Below are 16096 nucleotides of genomic sequence, written 5' to 3' on the forward strand. Positions count from 1 at the left end.
ACCATGAGTGCGCTTTACATCCAGCGCGAAGGTGCAGGGCCTGCTTGGCAGATCTGGCCTTCGCAGGATGCAATCCCCGCAGGTGCAATTAGGGAGGCTTCAACCTACCTGTTCGAACTGCGGGATAGCGCTGATGCACTCGCAGCGGATCTGCTGATTGACGACATTCCAGTCGAAGCGCTGCGCTCACGACAATCAAGCGTTGCACGCTGGCGCTGGACACCCGGCTTCCATGCTGGTTCAGTAGAAGCGGCACTCAAGCTCCCTGGCACAGGTGTCCGTCGCTTCGAGATCACAACGGATCCGGATCTGCGTAAGCTTACCCGTGAGGACTTCGACACAATGGTGCGTGAAGTGCTGCAAGACACTTTCGCGCTTTTCTCGCTCAGTGCTTTTCGCAAAGGCATTGCACGCCAGCCCGGAAACAGACCGCCGCCCCTGGCGCGGCTGGAGTTCCTGCGCTCACGTGTAGACGAGATCACCAAAACCATCTCCACGATTAGCCGTTCGCCCAGACATTTTCTGCAGGCAGAACAGGTCACGCTGCCCTCACACCGCGCCACACGCGCAACAGGGCCGGAGATCCTCAAATCGTTCAGAACTGGCCTCATCCGGACTGAAACAAATACCCCCTCACGATTACCGGCGGCATTAGGGGGACGCCTGCCCGCGCAGATCAAGGTACGCCAGCGTCACAACAGCGTGGATATTCCTGAACACCGCCAAATCAAAGGGTGTCTCAGATCGTGGGCAGCATGGCTGTCCGGCGTGGCCGATGTATTGGAAAAGGCAGGTAGAACCGATGATCCAGAAACCATCACGACTGCCGGCAGTTGGGCAATTCGGGCAAGGCATATCGCACGACAACTGAACGATTCGGCCAGCTCAGGGTTCATGAAAGAAGTAAGCAGCGGTCCGGCGACGCTGCAAATGTCATCCCTGTTCCGGAACGACCCCGCCTATAGCCATTTCTTCCGACTATGGCAGGACATGAATCTGGGACTTACCGCCTTGTTCGGTGATTTCCTTCAGATGCCGCTGGCAAGGACATACGAACTGTATGAGCTTTGGTGCTTTCTGCGTCTGTTGCGCGCTACGATCGAAGAGTACGAACCAGCCGGTGTGGATCTCAGTAGTTTGTTCACCACTGATACGTCCGGAGGAGTAACGATTTCTGCCGGCTCCGTCATCGTGCCTGTGGGGGCTGATAAGGTCTTGTGTTTTCAGCGCCAGTATCGTGAGTACTGGCTTGAACTTGGCGGAGAAGGCAGTTTCAGCCGGACCATGGTGCCCGATATGGTACTCGCCGGGACCGGCCTCGGCGGATCGGAAAAGCAGGTCATCGTGCTGGATGCAAAGTATCGCATCAATGAGGGGCTGAACGATGCCCTGAACTCTATCCATACGTATCGTGATGCTCTGGTACAGGAAGTTGGCGACAATGAAATTGAAGGCATTGTCACGGCCGCCTATCTGTTGACTCCGCACGTTCCCGCCCTTGACTCGGACTTTAAGAAAACACCGGTTCCAGGACGACTCTTTCACCCTCGCTACCGGGAGAAGTTTCGCTTCGGTGCCGTCACGCTACGTCCAGGGATGAACAGTAAAGAGCTACGCAACTTGCTCAAAGCGATCGTCACAGATTCGACGGGGAAACCGTGATGGTCGATGTGCTCACACCGGAACAGCGCCAGCTCAATATGAGCAGGATCCGTGGACGAGATACCAAGCCGGAAATGCTTATCCGGCGCGGACTACATGCCTCCGGCTTCCGCTATCGGCTTCAAGATCGAAAATTACCCGGTCGCCCGGATCTCGTGTTTCTTCGCTATCGCGCCGTAATCTTTGTGCATGGTTGCTTCTGGCATGGACACAATTGCCCGCTCTTCAAGACTCCCAAAACTCGTCAGGACTTCTGGAGCGCCAAGATCGCATCGAATCGGGCCCGCGATCAAAGAGTCGGAGAAGTCCTTCTGGAGCAAGGGTGGCGGATTGCCACCGTATGGGAGTGTAGCCTCAAAGGTGCCGGAAAAATAGGTGTAGATGAAGTTATACAGCAGTGCCGGCTCTTCCTGCTTTCCACGGAACGCAGGCAGGTGACTATCCGGGGAATGGATTATACGAATGAAGAATAAATACAAAGGTTCGAAGGCTTTACCCGTCAATCTTAATCATCTTGATGACATTCAACTACTGGAGCTACGCGCCGCCATTGATACCGAAGCCCGAAAGCGGGGTCTCAATTTCACTGTAGGCGAGATCGGGGAAAAGTTGGCAATTTCTCTATTCAAAGAATGCCCTGATCTACCCATCCTGGCCCCTGCCCCTCGGGGTACCAAAAACATTGACGCTATTTCCCGCGAAGGGAAGCGCTATTCCATCAAGACGCTTCAAAGAGCGAAAAAGACGGGAACCATTTATCCAGACCTTCTAGATAAAGAGCAGAGGCTTTTCGAGTTCATTCTTGTCGTCTTGCTCAATGAAGATTTGACGTTAAGCAGAATCGTAGAGCTGAACTGGGAGCAATTCTGTGCCGTCCGGAGTTGGGACATCAGGATGAATGCATGGTACATAGCACGCTCTAAACGAGCACTGGACTATGGTCGTCAGCTCTATCCAAACACTCCACGCAGCATCCTACCTCCCAGCTCTACCTGAATGTAATGACCCAGTGAAACCTGCTCACTTTATGCAGCCAAGGCAATTGCCCTAGTGCGGTGTAAACGTTATCCATAAGCACCCGCTCCAATGTTGGTGGAACACGAGTACGTGACCGCTGGAACATTACACCCCGTTAGCAGAAGCGACCGCTAAGTTCACCTCTTCCTTAAATTTTTTCATCAGATCCAATAGACGCTGCGTCTCAGCAGGCCCTGTTAGGTACTCTCCGCATTTCGGGCAAAAATCCGCTTCAACAGAATGAAATATCGTATTCTGCCCCTTGTAGCTATATGAAACACTCCGCGTATCAAGTAGCAATTCGTCTTCGAAACATGTTGGGCATTTCATGGTAAATAGCCTTCAAGTCGATAAAACTTAAACGAAGCGGTAATTGCAATGGCCCAGCCTCCTCATCCATTGCCCATTATTCGCGCTGGTCAACTATTACTCCGTCCGAAAGACCCAGTCCAGATGGGCGCATTTTCCCAAAAATGCCATTATCGATACAATGCCACCCCCAATTGGAAAACTCTTCCAACAAACGAAATATTCGCATTTCTTTCTCAAAATTCTTGTTAGATGGGTCTAGCGGCCTAAAATTTGGACGCAATATACACCTCAGATCTTCACCAAATTTTCCCTCCAAAATATCGCACATATACCTAACTCTTTCTTCCCAGGCAAGACTCTGTCCACTAGTCTTTCTTGTCTGAAACGTGGCGCGATTGAGTATATAGCTAGCCTTCACAAATCTCTCGGCATCTACATCAAACTGAAATTGATCCGCGAGAGCTGGCAAAAAAATGCGACTATGAAAAACATCGAAGAGTTCAATAGCAATCCCTCGGGCTAAAAACTCCATCCCGAGAATAAGTAACATTTGATAGGTCGCTCCGACAAGAATCCGTACGAGGTCGCGACGGCCTAGCATCAAGGCCTCTTTCGATAAGATAACCAATGCGGCCAGAGCATCAATATTCGCACGTCGATGAAGTCGGCGTATGAGTCGAGAATTCACTTCAACTCTCGAGCCAGGGCCACTTAATGCCGTAGGTGCCCCCACGAACAAAATCCCCTGCGAGGAAGGTTGAAGCCGTGCAAGCCAATGATGAATGTCTACGGTATCTGGACTCTCCGTCTTAAGAACATCCCACAAAAGGTGGCGCAGCTGCTGCGCTGTTCCAGGCGCACGTGTCTCTGCCAAATCGACTTCTCGACTTCTAGGTGTATTGCTACCCCTGGAGTATTTTTGCCACTTGTGTGACGGGCTCGTTGTCCCATTAGAACGCTTAAAAGAGCTTCCATCAAGACACTGCTCCAACTTATAAACACTGTTAAGACCCAACCTCTCCAAAACCCCGCGGCACCAATAAACGGTACGAATCGCATCGACGATATCCTTCCGCGGACCTTTCGGCGCTTTAATTGGATTTCGCATGGAGTTGAGAAATTCCTCATAGATCCGATTTACTCGATGTATATCAGTCACTTACAGATTCCTCGATGCTAGAAACAGGGTAAAACTTTTGGCAAATCTTACCGTCTGGCTTTCACTATATATTTTGTTTACAGTACAGCCGTGACAAGCAGTGACGGAGCGTAGATGCACGCTAGGCAAGACAGTGAATTGATTCAGAAACTGGAGGATGATCTCATCCAGCGCTATGGCCCTTTAGTCTCCGGAGAAAACCTGAGGCTTGTACTCGGCTATGGATCTCAAGACGCATTTCGACAAGCAGTGGCACGCAAGACCATACCCGTTCCCGTATTCGCAATCGCGAATCGGCGAGGCAAATTTGCACTCGTTAGGGATGTGGCTATTTGGCTAGCCGAACAACGTTCCAACGCCGTCTGAACGAACCTAAATATTTGATCCACTTATCGCAAACAAACGAAAAGGAAACTTTCCGATGGAATAACGGCCCCGACCGAGTTTCAAAACCGAGGGTGTAGAAATGGAAAAAGCCCGCAAGTTAGCGCTTGCGGGCTTTTAGGATGCTTCTAGGTCTGGACAACCTTTCTAAAGTATCCCCTTCCATTCGTCGCATGTCAATAGCTCCTTACGCTGCTATTGCGTTCGCACGCCTATACCCACTCACTCCACAAAAAATGGAATTCGCCTCGGAAGTTTTCCAAGGCGCATGGGAGTCATTTTGAAAAAGATGAATGAACAGCTCCTCAAGGATCTTGCCGAAGGGAGTGCAATTCGGCCAGTGCGGCAGGTCACACACCGTTCTCCGCAGCGAACAGTTGGCATTTTGGCGTGCTCATGGATACAGGATCGCGGCATTGAATATGAATCGCAACTGGAGCGCCGTTTTCTCCTGCAGACGCTAGTTTTGCCTATGGTAAAGCGAGTGGTCCATCAACCATTCCGAATCGAATACATAGAAGACGGAGCTCCACGTACATACGTCCCAGACTTTCTAGTCCTTTTGAAGGATGGCACCAAAGTCGTGATCGAAATCAAGCCTAGAAAATTCCTAAAAAAGCACCGAGCAAAGCTAATAGAAGCCCAGCGCCTTCTCGCTAATAACGACATTCCGTTTTTGGTTATAACAGACTGGGAAATAGATGATGGTATCAAAGTAGAAAATGCCAGCTTTCTACTGCGCTTTGCCCGCGGCTCAGCCAGCCTAGAAGCCAAGCAACAATGTCTCGACACCATCATGTCAGCCCCAAGTGGGGGCGTGTCCGATTTTTTGTGTAAACGGGATTTCGTTTAATTCATAGAGATACGTTCACCGAACTGGATAGTAAACCGAGTCAGTGCAGCTTTCCAATCTCGGATGGGCAGCGTCCACTTTTTACTGATGTTGCGCAGGGCCAGGAAGAAGAGTTTAATCAGCGCCTCATCGCTGGGGAACGAGCCCCGGTTCTTAGTCAGCTTGCGCAAACTCATGTTGACCGACTCGATGGCATTGGTCGTATAGATGACCTTTCGAATCTCTGGTGGGAAGTCGAAGAACGGAATCAGACGGGGCCAGTTGCGCCGCCAGGATTGGCCGATAGGCAGATACTCTGCATCCCATTTCTCTTCGAATTCACCGAGTCGGAGTTCGGCTTCTTCGGCGGTTGCCGACTGGTAAATCAATCGTAGGTCAGCCGCCACCTCCGGACGTCGTTTCCATGAGACGTAATTCAAGCTGTGCCGGACCATGTGGACGATACACAGCTGCACCGTGGTCTTCGGGAACACAGCTTCGATGGCATCCGGGAAGCCCTTCAAGCCGTCAACGCAAGCGATGAAGATATCTTGCACGCCGCGATTACGCAGCTCAGTGACAACCTGCAGCCAGAACTTGGCGCCTTCCGTTTGCGCTAGCCACAGTCCCAACACCTCCTTCTCACCGTCCATGGTGATGCCGATGGCTAGGTAGACGGCTTTTACTCGCACCGTTCCTTCACGCACTTTGACATGGATACAGTCGAGATAAACGATGGGATAAATTGGATTCAATGGCCTAGCTTGCCAGGCTTTGACTTCATCGACAACGGCGTCAGTGACCGATGAAATCAGGCTGGGTGACACCTCGGTTCCATACATCTCTTCCAGGTGCGCCTGAATCTCTCTTACTGTCATGCCACGGGCATACAGCGAAATAATCTTGTCGTCGAAGCCGGCCCAGCGCGTCTGATGCTTGGTTACCAGCTTCGGTTCGAAGCTGCCATGACGGTCTCGAGGAACTTCAATTGGCAACTCGCCGAATTCGCCCTTTAGCGTCTTGCGACTCTTGCCGTTTCGGGTGTTGCCCGACTCATTGGCTACGCTCCCGTGCTTCTCATGGCCCAGGTGCTCGCTCAGCTCGGCTTCCAGGGCTCGTTCCACCACCAGCTTGGTGAGATGCTTCAACAGGCCTTCTTCACCTATTAAATCTTCGGGATTCTTGTAATTGGCTAGCAATCCAGCCAGTAATTCTTCGGGTACGTCGTGTTTCTTTTTACTCATTGTGGCTCCGGACAAGGCGACAGTTTCCTGCCAATAGTCCGTTTACACAAAATTATGTACAGGCCCAGATTTGGGCCACGTCTATATCCAAGATCCGATTAGTAAAAACTGGATCGTAGTTCCTAGCTGCGACCCTGGATATACGCAAGGTCTGTCCATTATCCAGCACCGAGCCATTCGACTTTTGAAGAAATCTCAACTGAATAGGAATAATGCGATCGCAACTCTTGAGCAAGGGAAGATTGAAATGATCGATATGTATAACGATTTCTTGCGAGGAAATCAGGGGAAGAAAAATATCGCTGCCGCGCAAAAATTCGGCTCGCTCACATCATCTCAGACACTTCTCTCAGAACCAACGAATGGAAGTCACGGCCTACGCTCGCACGAACAGTTAGTAGATGCAAATGCATACGCCATCCCAGAAAAAGATATTCCATCTTTCTCTAGCTTCTCTCTTGATTAAAAGGATATTCAATGAATAACGAAAAAATCCTAGATGCAGCTAGACAAATCAATTCAACCATCGTAATGCACGAGAAATTTGAACAGGTATACAAAGGGATCATGAATCTCATTTATCTCAACAGCCTTTCCGATACAGCTTATGGTGGAGTCGTTATTGCGCCTTCGGGCTGTGGAAAAACCTCCCTTATCAAACTTGTTCAGCAGAATATTGCAAGCCAAGAGTCCATTCAAAAAGGCGCGATGTGCTTGAGTGTCGCAGCTGGAGCAAATACAAATATTGGTCAACTTATTTCGCAGTTAATGAAGCAACTCGGCTATCAAACGATTATCCGTGCATCCACAATCTCCGAGCAAAGCGCGCTGTTAGCAGCAACTCTAAAAGAACGACGAGTTACCGCAATCTTCATCGATGAGTCTCAGCATATTTCTCGTGGAAGACGAACACTTTCTGCAGCCTCTATTACGGACTGGCTGAAGGAACTAAGGGACGCATCTGGGGTAGTAATTGTAATGATGGGCACCAGAGAATTTACGCCTCTCGGAGCAAGTAATGATCAACTCGCATCAAGGTCGCCCGCCACTTTCTCTCTATCCGAATTCCCCTATGACAAAAGTTGGATTGGACTGCTGACCAAAATAGCTAAGGAAGTCAGTGCTTTTGATCTGTCGCCTGTGACCACATTTTCTAAGAAGATCCATAAAGCAACCAACGGTGTTCCGAGAACATTAAAACAGCTCCTTATCGCCAGCACCTCTGCTGGAATTCAATCAGGGAAAACAATTCTGGATGCGGAAAGTCTGAGAGCAGGATATTCAAGCGTATTTGGCACTATCCATCAGACGGAGAACATCTTTGGTTAGCGAAAAGCTCCTACCTATGCCCGTACAAGGAGGATTGAAGCATGACGAGTCAATAATGGGCTTCGTTCTCAGAATGGCAAATGCAAATGAAGTACAAGGCATCCACTGGCTGTACCAACGGCTCAATCGAGATAAGTTAAACAGATTCAAATTTGAAGATTGCTCGGCCATCTCCACCATCTTCGGCGTGCCAATCGTAGATATCCAGCGGGCCATGTGGAGGCGAAGATTTATCGACGGTTCTGCAATCAACATCCTAGACACAATCAAGATCACCAGGTCATATCTTATTCGTCCTCTGCGGCCGCAAATTTGTATTCTCTGCCTAACAGAAATCGGATATTGCCGCCTCGCTTGGGATTTGCAGTTCGTGTGCGTGTGCCCCGTACATCTTTGCGCGCTTATAGATCAATGCCCTAACTGCGGGCGCCACATTCAGTGGATGCGACCGCTTCTGCATCAGTGCAACTGCGGCCTTCCATGGCACAAAATTCAGGCAGGGCACAGAAATCTTGGTTCTCCTGGAATTCAGTTGGCTGCGATCTTCCAACACAAGATTCGGCCTAATAGTATCGCTCTAAACCTTTCTGACTCGTTCGATCTTGCACTGTCGAATCTCAGCATTGATGCCGTCTCGAAGCTAGTTTGGATATTTGGGTTTAAGGAAAATGCAAATAGCCATATTGGGCCCGGACGAAGCCAGAAGGCCCTTCGTACTGAAGACGCATTATCTTGTATTGAAAGGGGATATAGCCGATTAAGAGATTTCTGTTCGGCAGCGACACGCGGAGAAGTCAACCCAGTGCTGGATTCAGTCCACCTCAGCGGCATCAGGGGATTCGTGTCGGAAGCAGATTCGACCCCAGATTCCAGCTTTGCTGATTGGCTATCACGCGAGCTTGTGCGCCAATCTAATGGGAAATATTCCGCAACTCCACGAACACAAAGGCAACTACATCTTTTCTAACAATGTATCTCAAATTACCTGGGATTTCCCCACCACTTGCAGATGAAACGTTGCTCTCATTCATACAACGCATAGCGCAACGTCATGATTTAAGTTTCGCCGGTTTTCGTAAAATATTTCAGACAACGCCGAGCCGTGACATGGACTTATCTATGTCACCAGAGCAGCTCGATATTTTTGGAAAAAGATGCGATATATCCAAAGAGACGCTTCAGCTTATCCGACACAGTTGTTGTCGCTTCGTCATTCAGCCTGGACTGCAATCCTTATTACATGCAAAAGGGAAGTATCGATTTTGCACGTATTGCTGGCATAAAGATCAGATCCCATATCTCAGGCTAGACTGGAAATTTCATCATGTTCGATATTGCAGATTGCACGGAACTCCACTTGCGGACCAATGCCCGTCATGTGAAATGCCGCTGGTGACGCACCGCTCCATACTAGGTGGAAACGCCAGTACTGCGCCCCTCGCTAATCTAGCAACCTGCTTCTACTGCCGATTTGATATGCGCAAGACGGGACAAAATCCTCCGCGCCCTTTGGGAACTAGCATAAAGAAGACAATTGATTACCAAAATGCAATTATTTCATCGATATTGCACGGCTACTTCCAAACCGAGCGAGATGGAGCACGCCGGTGCCTGAATGACTTACCGTGCTATTTGCAGAAAGTGCAACAACTTGGCGGAGAACGTGTTTTGAGCTTATTTGGACATTTGGCGCCCGACGAGATAGAGGTGGTGATCGCTATTTGTGAGCGTTCAGTCAAAGAATCAGGATGGCTTACCTCCAATAAGACACCGCGAACCTCGCTCCCTCGACTAGAACTTCTTCGCTGGCTGCAAAAAACTGGTCGGCTGAATCAAAAGTTCAGACTTACGTGACTAGAGTTCAGACTTAAACGAATTCCGACACCAAGCCACCTGGCGTTTGCCATCGAATGCTTCATTCCTCTTTCTTGATTTCAAAGAGCTTTTTCATTTCACCGCCATATTCTTCCCTGAGAAATTGCCACTCAATTTTTCATTTCCACTGTTTTTTGACACTATTCCTTGCAGGGGATCACGAGAGCTGGCCGATAGTCTTGATTCACTTGCAAGGACGCAATATATTGGAGGTACTGTACAAAAACACAGATTGATTGCCTTCAATTTGCACACAACAACAGCCCTCCTTTATGCAATCTCTCCCACAAGACTTTCCTCCACATCTAGATCATTCTGTAGAAGTTGAACCCGTCTGGGGGGCCCCTCCACTAGGAATTCACCCATTGCCATTCAGAGATATGAACTGGAAGCAATTTGAGCAATTCTGTTGGTGGGTAGTGCAGAGAGATTACGAAATAAAGGGTTGTCAACTGATAGGCGGTAAAGGCAGAAGCCAAGGGGGAATCGATTTATTTGCGACCTCGCACGACAAGAATGAACTCCATGTGTTCGAGTGCAAATGTTGGCAGGAATATGACGCTCACTCACTAAGAGATAGCGTAGATAGATTCCTATCTCAATCTTGGGCCGAACCTGGCTGCCACTTCGTGCTAATTATTGCTCAGCCTGAAATCGGCAAGCTAGCAGGCGAATGGCGTGCAACACAACAAAAACTCAAGGCTCTTGGTATCGGCAGCGACCTTTGGACAGGCTTACATCTAACAGAACGTATTCGTCTCCATCCAGATATTCTTGTCAGGTTCTTCCCGCATGCCACGGTGAGCCTCTATTGCAACGAGTGGATGCGGCGAGTGAATTTTATGGATCAGCTGCAAAAAGCTCTAGTAGATGACCGCCCTTCTGTTCGGAAATTAGCGCGAGAATTTGTGGCTCAAGGAACCGGTGATGACAGTCAGGATATTCAACTAGAACGCGTTGACGGCGACGAAACACATTGGTCATTTAATGGACACTGGATTCAAATTACCGCTCTATTACCAAGGAAACGATCCTCGTCTGGTTCTGCAGCGATTGTAATCAAGAAGCAGAACACTTCCGGCTTGGTTATAGCGTTATCACAGGAATGGCTTCTAAAAAATCTTCTATCTCACCCTCAGGCACCTGCTGATCACTCATATCGACCATTTATCATCGGCCCCGTATCGAATAAACCGAACTCCGAAGTCACCATTGATATCAATAGTGCCAGGTTGCAAATTTCCCCCGATGGCGTCGATGCGATGTGCAAAGCATTGGACCAACTTACTCCAATATATATAGATGCCCTACGGCGCTTAGAAAGACGATGGGAAGCAGAGGGATTCCCTGTCATACACCGGAGTAGTGATACAGCGGTGGTTCTCTGCTCTATACCTTCGCGCCTTTGGCGAAATATTCTAGAATTTGCAAATGCGCATGAGGCAGGTGCCGGAGATACTGAGTGGCATATTTTCGATTTCAATCGTCTCTACTTAAAGGTTTTCACCAACAAGCAGCACGCAGACTTCGAACCTGGATACCACGCATTCATTCATGCCCACAACGAATCAAGAGATTCGAACAATTCTGACGTGGTTTTAACCTGGACCCCACCAGATTCTTTCGAGAGTTTTGAGATAGACCCTCGGCGCTGGATGTCCTGTACCCAAACGTTTCATTGGCTATGCCAGAAACTACTGCCTGCGGTCGGGGATTGGCTGATCAATAAGGAAATTCGTTCATACAAACCGTGGCAGCGAAAACCCTCTCGGAAGTCCCTTCTTGAAATTTGGAAGACCCATCACGTCCGAGTTTGGGAGCGCCGCCAATATCCGTTACTGGAAGGCGAGCGCTACAGATCGATTGGACTAGTCTCTACAACTGAGACTCTGCAATCTAGCATGATGGATTCGTCCCCTCGTTTTTATATTACTTCTGACGAAACGCGAAAACTATATCGTGCTCTGATATTGGTAATAAAGGGGAACCGTGGCTACTTATCGTATATTGCGTCCAAGCTAATACTTGATGATCGTTTCAATTCTCGTGTAGAACTTATCGATGCTCTGGAGCGCTATATAAAAGATGGGCCCGCCATTCCGTCTGCACATATAGTTCGCAATCTGCTAAGCGCTCTACTGGAGGGACTAGATGACGATGCTTCATGGCTCTGCAAAACAGAAACTGAGGAAATATATTCCGCACTAATTCCATTGATGAAGCATTTTGATATTCAACAATTAGTAGAGCGCCACTTACGGTGGAATTTTGACTGAAGAATCTGAAATTTCATGCGAGGTTTCTGAAAACAGCGTGGAAAATGAACAGCTCAAAAAATACTGCTATGCAATTTTATCGAGTTGCACTTAATTGTCCATTAGGCATTAATATTAGCGCACACTCCATTCGACGAATACAACTATGAGCAATGCAGATGGACAAGCCGTTCCTCTTCCTGCAAATGAAGCTGTTTGGGAAAGTTGGGTATCACATGTCCTTTTTGCCAAATTTGGACACACACCAAACGCTTATGGTAGACGCGGGCAAAAACAACACGGAATTGATTTTTCTACGTTCGACGGTGATGTTCGTCTTGGCGTCCAATGCAAGTTTGTAGCGCAAGGAGGAAAATTAGACATAGCTCAGATCGCGAGCGATATTGAAGCCTCGCGAGCAATTGACCCACCTATTGGTAAATTTCTCCTCTATACATCGGCATCTAGCGACACCAAAACTATCGATGCTTTAGATGCTCAAAAGTTAGCCTGCAGATCGCATGGCATTGATTTCAGCTACTTTATGTGGCGAGATTTTGAAGAGGAAGTTCGCCGCTACGGTCTGTTTGCTCGCCTATATGGAAAAACCACTGGAAATTCTTTATCACCACCAACCTGGTCCCCCGAAAGCTCGGTCTCGCGACCAGAGGTGGTATCCAGTACTAACGCTCAAAGCTCCCCGGTAATCGCTGCCACTGCGAGCCAGCTCTATTCCGCCATGCTCGATGACGTGCGAGACTGCGTCAAAACAGGTGATATGGCGGGAGCTGGCTCCATGATCGAACTAATTCTAAAAAGAAAAGATGCACTTTCTGATTCTGAATTGGCACGAACGTATGGTACGGCTGCAGTCCTCGCTGCTCGTGCAGCAGACTTTGATGGTGCAGCCGAATATTGGAAAAAAGCTGCCGATGTCGATCCATCCGAAGACGGAAGCAAGGCTAGACGTGCACAGTACTTTATCTGCATAGAAGAAAATCAAAAGGCATTGGATCTGGCCCTACAGGGTTTAACTACTCAGCCACCGTCTGTTCTTTCTGCAACTGCCGCACTCATTAGTGGCCAGCGCCTAGGCCGCCGCTTAGAGATCGACGGACTATTAAGTAATCGACTAAAAGTTGAGCGTGACGTAGTAATGGTCAGGATACTAGTCGCCATTAATGACGGTGACTTAAAACACGCGCAAGAAATTGCCAATGCAGCGGCATCCGATCACAGCGACGACACCGACCTCATGTCTTTACGTGCTGACTTGGAGCTTCACAGTGTCATTGGTGGCAACAAGAGACGCCGCACGGAGATTATTCACGGCAAGGATAGGAATGCCTTAGAATCCGCCGCCAAACTCTACAAAATAGCTCTCGCTGGACGCGACCCCATTCGGGAAAGAGCCGTATGGATTTCCACAGCTACAAATCTTGTCTCTACGCTCAAACTGCTTGATCGCTACAAGGACGCAGCAGAAGTCGCGGCCGAGATTATTAAGAACTACGGAACGACGGTTGAAGAAATTGGTTCTTTAGCGCTCGCCTTGGCAGAAGGAGGGTACGAGCAAAAGGCTCTCGATATAACTGAACACGCAAGTATCAGTGATACGAAACTCCAAATGGCGAGGGCCAGCGCCCTAATGCATCTTCGCCGGTTTGGAGAGGCCATCACTCTGCTAGAGAAAATTTCTACGGGGCCTATATCACACGAAATCGATGACGTAATGATCGACAGCATTGGCTGGATGCTTGTTGTGGCCCGTATGCAAAAGGAACCGACTGCAGACTTCTCCCTGATCACGAAGGATTTCGTCGCCGCATCTCAAAATAAGTTGGCCGCCACTTGTAGAGTATTTGAAAATGCATCGCATCGGAATATGGCGGATGTGTCAAAAATCTACGCACAGCAGGTTATTCAGCTTTACGAAGAAATCCTGGATCCCAATTACCTATTGTTTGCAGTAGATGCACTACTTACACTTGAACGCAATGAAGATGCGCTATCTCTGCTATCGAAAAATATAGATCTAACTTCTCCTCAAGGTGGTCCTCTGGAAGAAAGAATGGCGTTTTGCCTTCTAAGACTCCAGCGATTCGAAACACTCACTAAACTCTTAGAAGGCATTTCGCCCCAGGCCCCCTACTCATCGCGATTTGATTTCTATCGAATAGATTTACATCTTTCTCGCGGAGACTACTCAGCAGCTTTAGCTGCAATTCGAACTGCTTTAAGTACGCGGCCAAACAATCTCAGACTTCAGTCTCTGGAAGTGGCATTGCTTCTCGACGAAGGGAAAAACACTGATGCCCGAGAGAAATTTGAGGCAATTAGCTTCGATGCTGAGTCTCCAGCAGGAGCAATCAAACTTTATATTCATCAAGCCTCTAGGCTTTCAGAAAATCGAAAAGCAGATGAAATTGCGTATCGATGGATTAGAGAAAAGGGAAACGACCCGGATAACGCCGCGTGGTTTTTAGGAAATTTTTTACTGAACAAGCGTCCCCAAGAATCCAACGAACAACTGCGTTCGGTTACGAAACAATGCGGCGTCTTAATTTCGTCGAAATCACATCCAGATCAATCGCGATGGATTGTAGTAGATGATCGCTTTGACGAAAGGGTCTCAGATGGATGGTACACGTCTCGATCCAGTCAAATACCAAACTTAATTGGATCTACCTTAGGCTCGGTAATCGACATCAGCGCGTTTCCTGGCGGACCCTTCAAAATTGAGCGTATCGTCCCAATATTTGAAGGCGCCTTCTATCTTATCCAAAGCCGCTACGGGAAAGAAATTCCCATGGCCCCTTCCCTTTATTATATTTCGCTAAAGGGGGAAGGAGAAGAATATGACTTTTCTAGCATCTTTAAGATGCTAGACGACAGTAAAGACGCCACGCTTAATGCGCTATCCGTCTATTCAAAATCACCGATCCCGCTTGCCATTCTCGCCCAGGCGATACATCGCCATCCTATCGACATGTGGATGGCTTTGACTGGTGGCCAGCACAGCGTACGAGCAATGTCGGGGGATACCGCAACTGTCTCTCGCATGATCGAACAACTTGATCAGACCCCTCTCAGTTTGATTCTTGATCCAATTGTCGTCGTCAGTTGGCACTACTTTGGGATACTTCAACTTATACCCAGCATTAGCAAGTCTCTTTTCATGTCGATTTCTGCCGTAGATTTAATACGCCAAAAACGAAATGAGCTCGATTCAAAAGAGGGGAAATCGCGGTCTACGTTGTCTGCGTCTCATGAAAATGGAAAATACACGCATACGGAAATAACAGCGGAGGAAATTACGCGAGAGAAGGAAACGTTCGATCAAATTCTTACGTGGATAAACACTCACGTTCGACTAAAACCTGTACCGACTGAAGGCATCGCGGAAGAACATTATTCACGTATGCGGCGAGAATGGCCATCCTATCTTGCGGACTCATTCCAACTTTCTGCAAATGAAAACGGAACGTTGATTGCTGATGATCTGGGTATTGAAGTGCTCGCAGCATCAGTGGGAATTCGGCAAGCTCCGACAGCTATATTGTTCCGATATGGTCTCCAGAAGAAGCTCGTGGAATATGTAGATGTATCAAGAGTGCTATATCAGCTCGCCAAAGCGAACTACGATTTTGTTTCATTGAGACCGGAAGATCTCTTGCCACTGACCGACATCCAGAACATCGGTCCCGCTCCTGAAATAGTAACCTTGCTACGCTATCTGCAATCTCCATCACTTGACGTGCGTAGCGGCTTACTGTTCGTATGTAGATACGCAAAAATGCTTGACGATTTGAATGCATCAACGTCACTTATATGCGCGTCGATCACGATCTCTATGTCTTCCATTAGCAGACATGCTACGCGAGAAACAATTAGATCTTTTGCCACCTTTTACATTTTCGCTGAAGGTTTTCTTTCACCGCAGTCGTGTACCTCGGTGAAAGACTCATTGAATCAATGGTGGAGAGGTCATTTCCTAAGTGCCGAGGATCTAAAAAAGTAGAAGCTA

General features: G+C 48.4%; 13 protein-coding genes. 10 read left to right on the plus strand and 3 right to left on the minus strand.

All coding sequences use genetic code 11. From position 1 onward, the window contains the following. Positions 1–3 precede the first annotated feature (3 nt). Genes ACVC5H_RS21145 through ACVC5H_RS21155 form a run of 3 tightly spaced genes read left to right on the plus strand, consistent with a single transcriptional unit; the run spans position 4 to position 2658 of the window. The gene (locus ACVC5H_RS21145) at positions 4–1662 is read left to right on the plus strand and encodes a DUF2357 domain-containing protein (RefSeq protein WP_489619698.1); all 1659 of its coding nucleotides are present in this window, start codon (positions 4–6) and stop codon (positions 1660–1662) included. Continuing rightward, positions 1662–2135 (plus strand): very short patch repair endonuclease, encoded by a 474-nt coding sequence (locus ACVC5H_RS21150; RefSeq protein ID WP_489619699.1) that lies wholly within the window; start codon positions 1662–1664, stop codon positions 2133–2135. Before ACVC5H_RS21145 ends, ACVC5H_RS21150 begins: the two co-directional genes overlap by 1 nt. Next, positions 2125–2658 (plus strand): hypothetical protein, encoded by a 534-nt coding sequence (locus tag ACVC5H_RS21155; protein WP_489619700.1) that lies wholly within the window; start codon positions 2125–2127, stop codon positions 2656–2658. Before ACVC5H_RS21150 ends, ACVC5H_RS21155 begins: the two co-directional genes overlap by 11 nt. Positions 2659–2784: 126 nt before the next feature. Here ACVC5H_RS21155 and ACVC5H_RS21160 read toward each other — a convergent pair whose 3' ends face one another. Beyond that, a complete protein-coding gene (locus ACVC5H_RS21160) occupies positions 2785–3009 on the minus strand; it encodes a type II toxin-antitoxin system MqsA family antitoxin (RefSeq protein ID WP_489619701.1) in 225 nt (74 codons plus the stop codon). Between the two features lie 76 nt (positions 3010–3085). Beyond that, positions 3086–4150 carry a hypothetical protein gene (locus ACVC5H_RS21165; protein ID WP_489619702.1) on the minus strand — a complete coding sequence of 355 codons (1065 nt, stop codon included), beginning with the start codon at positions 4148–4150 and terminating at the stop codon, positions 3086–3088. A gap of 652 nt (positions 4151–4802) precedes the next feature. Between ACVC5H_RS21165 and ACVC5H_RS21170 the strand changes: the two genes are divergently transcribed. After that, entirely contained in the window at positions 4803–5387 is a 585-nt protein-coding gene (locus ACVC5H_RS21170; protein WP_489619703.1) for a TnsA endonuclease N-terminal domain-containing protein, read from the plus strand. On the opposite strand, the gene ACVC5H_RS21175 is transcribed toward ACVC5H_RS21170, so the two are convergent. Continuing rightward, positions 5384–6610, minus strand: coding sequence for an IS256 family transposase (locus ACVC5H_RS21175; RefSeq protein ID WP_209585377.1), 1227 nt, complete (start codon positions 6608–6610; stop codon positions 5384–5386). The two genes, ACVC5H_RS21170 and ACVC5H_RS21175, sit on opposite strands and share 4 nt — an antisense overlap. A gap of 70 nt (positions 6611–6680) precedes the next feature. Here ACVC5H_RS21175 and ACVC5H_RS21180 point away from each other — a divergent pair, with 70 nt between their 5' ends. The 6 genes from ACVC5H_RS21180 to ACVC5H_RS21205 all read left to right on the plus strand — a co-directional run bounded on the left by ACVC5H_RS21180 (position 6681) and on the right by ACVC5H_RS21205 (position 16090). Beyond that, the gene (locus ACVC5H_RS21180) at positions 6681–7076 is read left to right on the plus strand and encodes a hypothetical protein (protein ID WP_489619704.1); all 396 of its coding nucleotides are present in this window, start codon (positions 6681–6683) and stop codon (positions 7074–7076) included. 11 nt (positions 7077–7087) lie between these two features. Continuing rightward, complete coding sequence (locus tag ACVC5H_RS21185; RefSeq protein ID WP_489619705.1) at positions 7088–7939, plus strand: TniB family NTP-binding protein; 852 nt, start codon at positions 7088–7090, stop codon at positions 7937–7939. 73 nt (positions 7940–8012) lie between these two features. Next, on the plus strand, positions 8013–8906 hold the full coding sequence (locus ACVC5H_RS21190; protein WP_489622741.1) for a TniQ family protein: 894 nt from the start codon (positions 8013–8015) through the stop codon (positions 8904–8906). A 2-nt stretch (positions 8907–8908) separates the two neighbouring features. Further along, entirely contained in the window at positions 8909–9793 is an 885-nt protein-coding gene (locus ACVC5H_RS21195) for a TniQ family protein (RefSeq protein ID WP_489619706.1), read from the plus strand. Positions 9794–10194: 401 nt separating this feature from the next. Then, complete coding sequence (locus tag ACVC5H_RS21200) at positions 10195–12090, plus strand: hypothetical protein (RefSeq protein ID WP_489619707.1); 1896 nt, start codon at positions 10195–10197, stop codon at positions 12088–12090. 145 nt (positions 12091–12235) lie between these two features. Beyond that, on the plus strand, positions 12236–16090 hold the full coding sequence (locus tag ACVC5H_RS21205) for a PIN domain-containing protein (RefSeq protein ID WP_489619708.1): 3855 nt from the start codon (positions 12236–12238) through the stop codon (positions 16088–16090). Positions 16091–16096: the final 6 nt, after the last annotated feature.

Source organism: Herbaspirillum sp. Her3 (assembly GCF_057961275.1).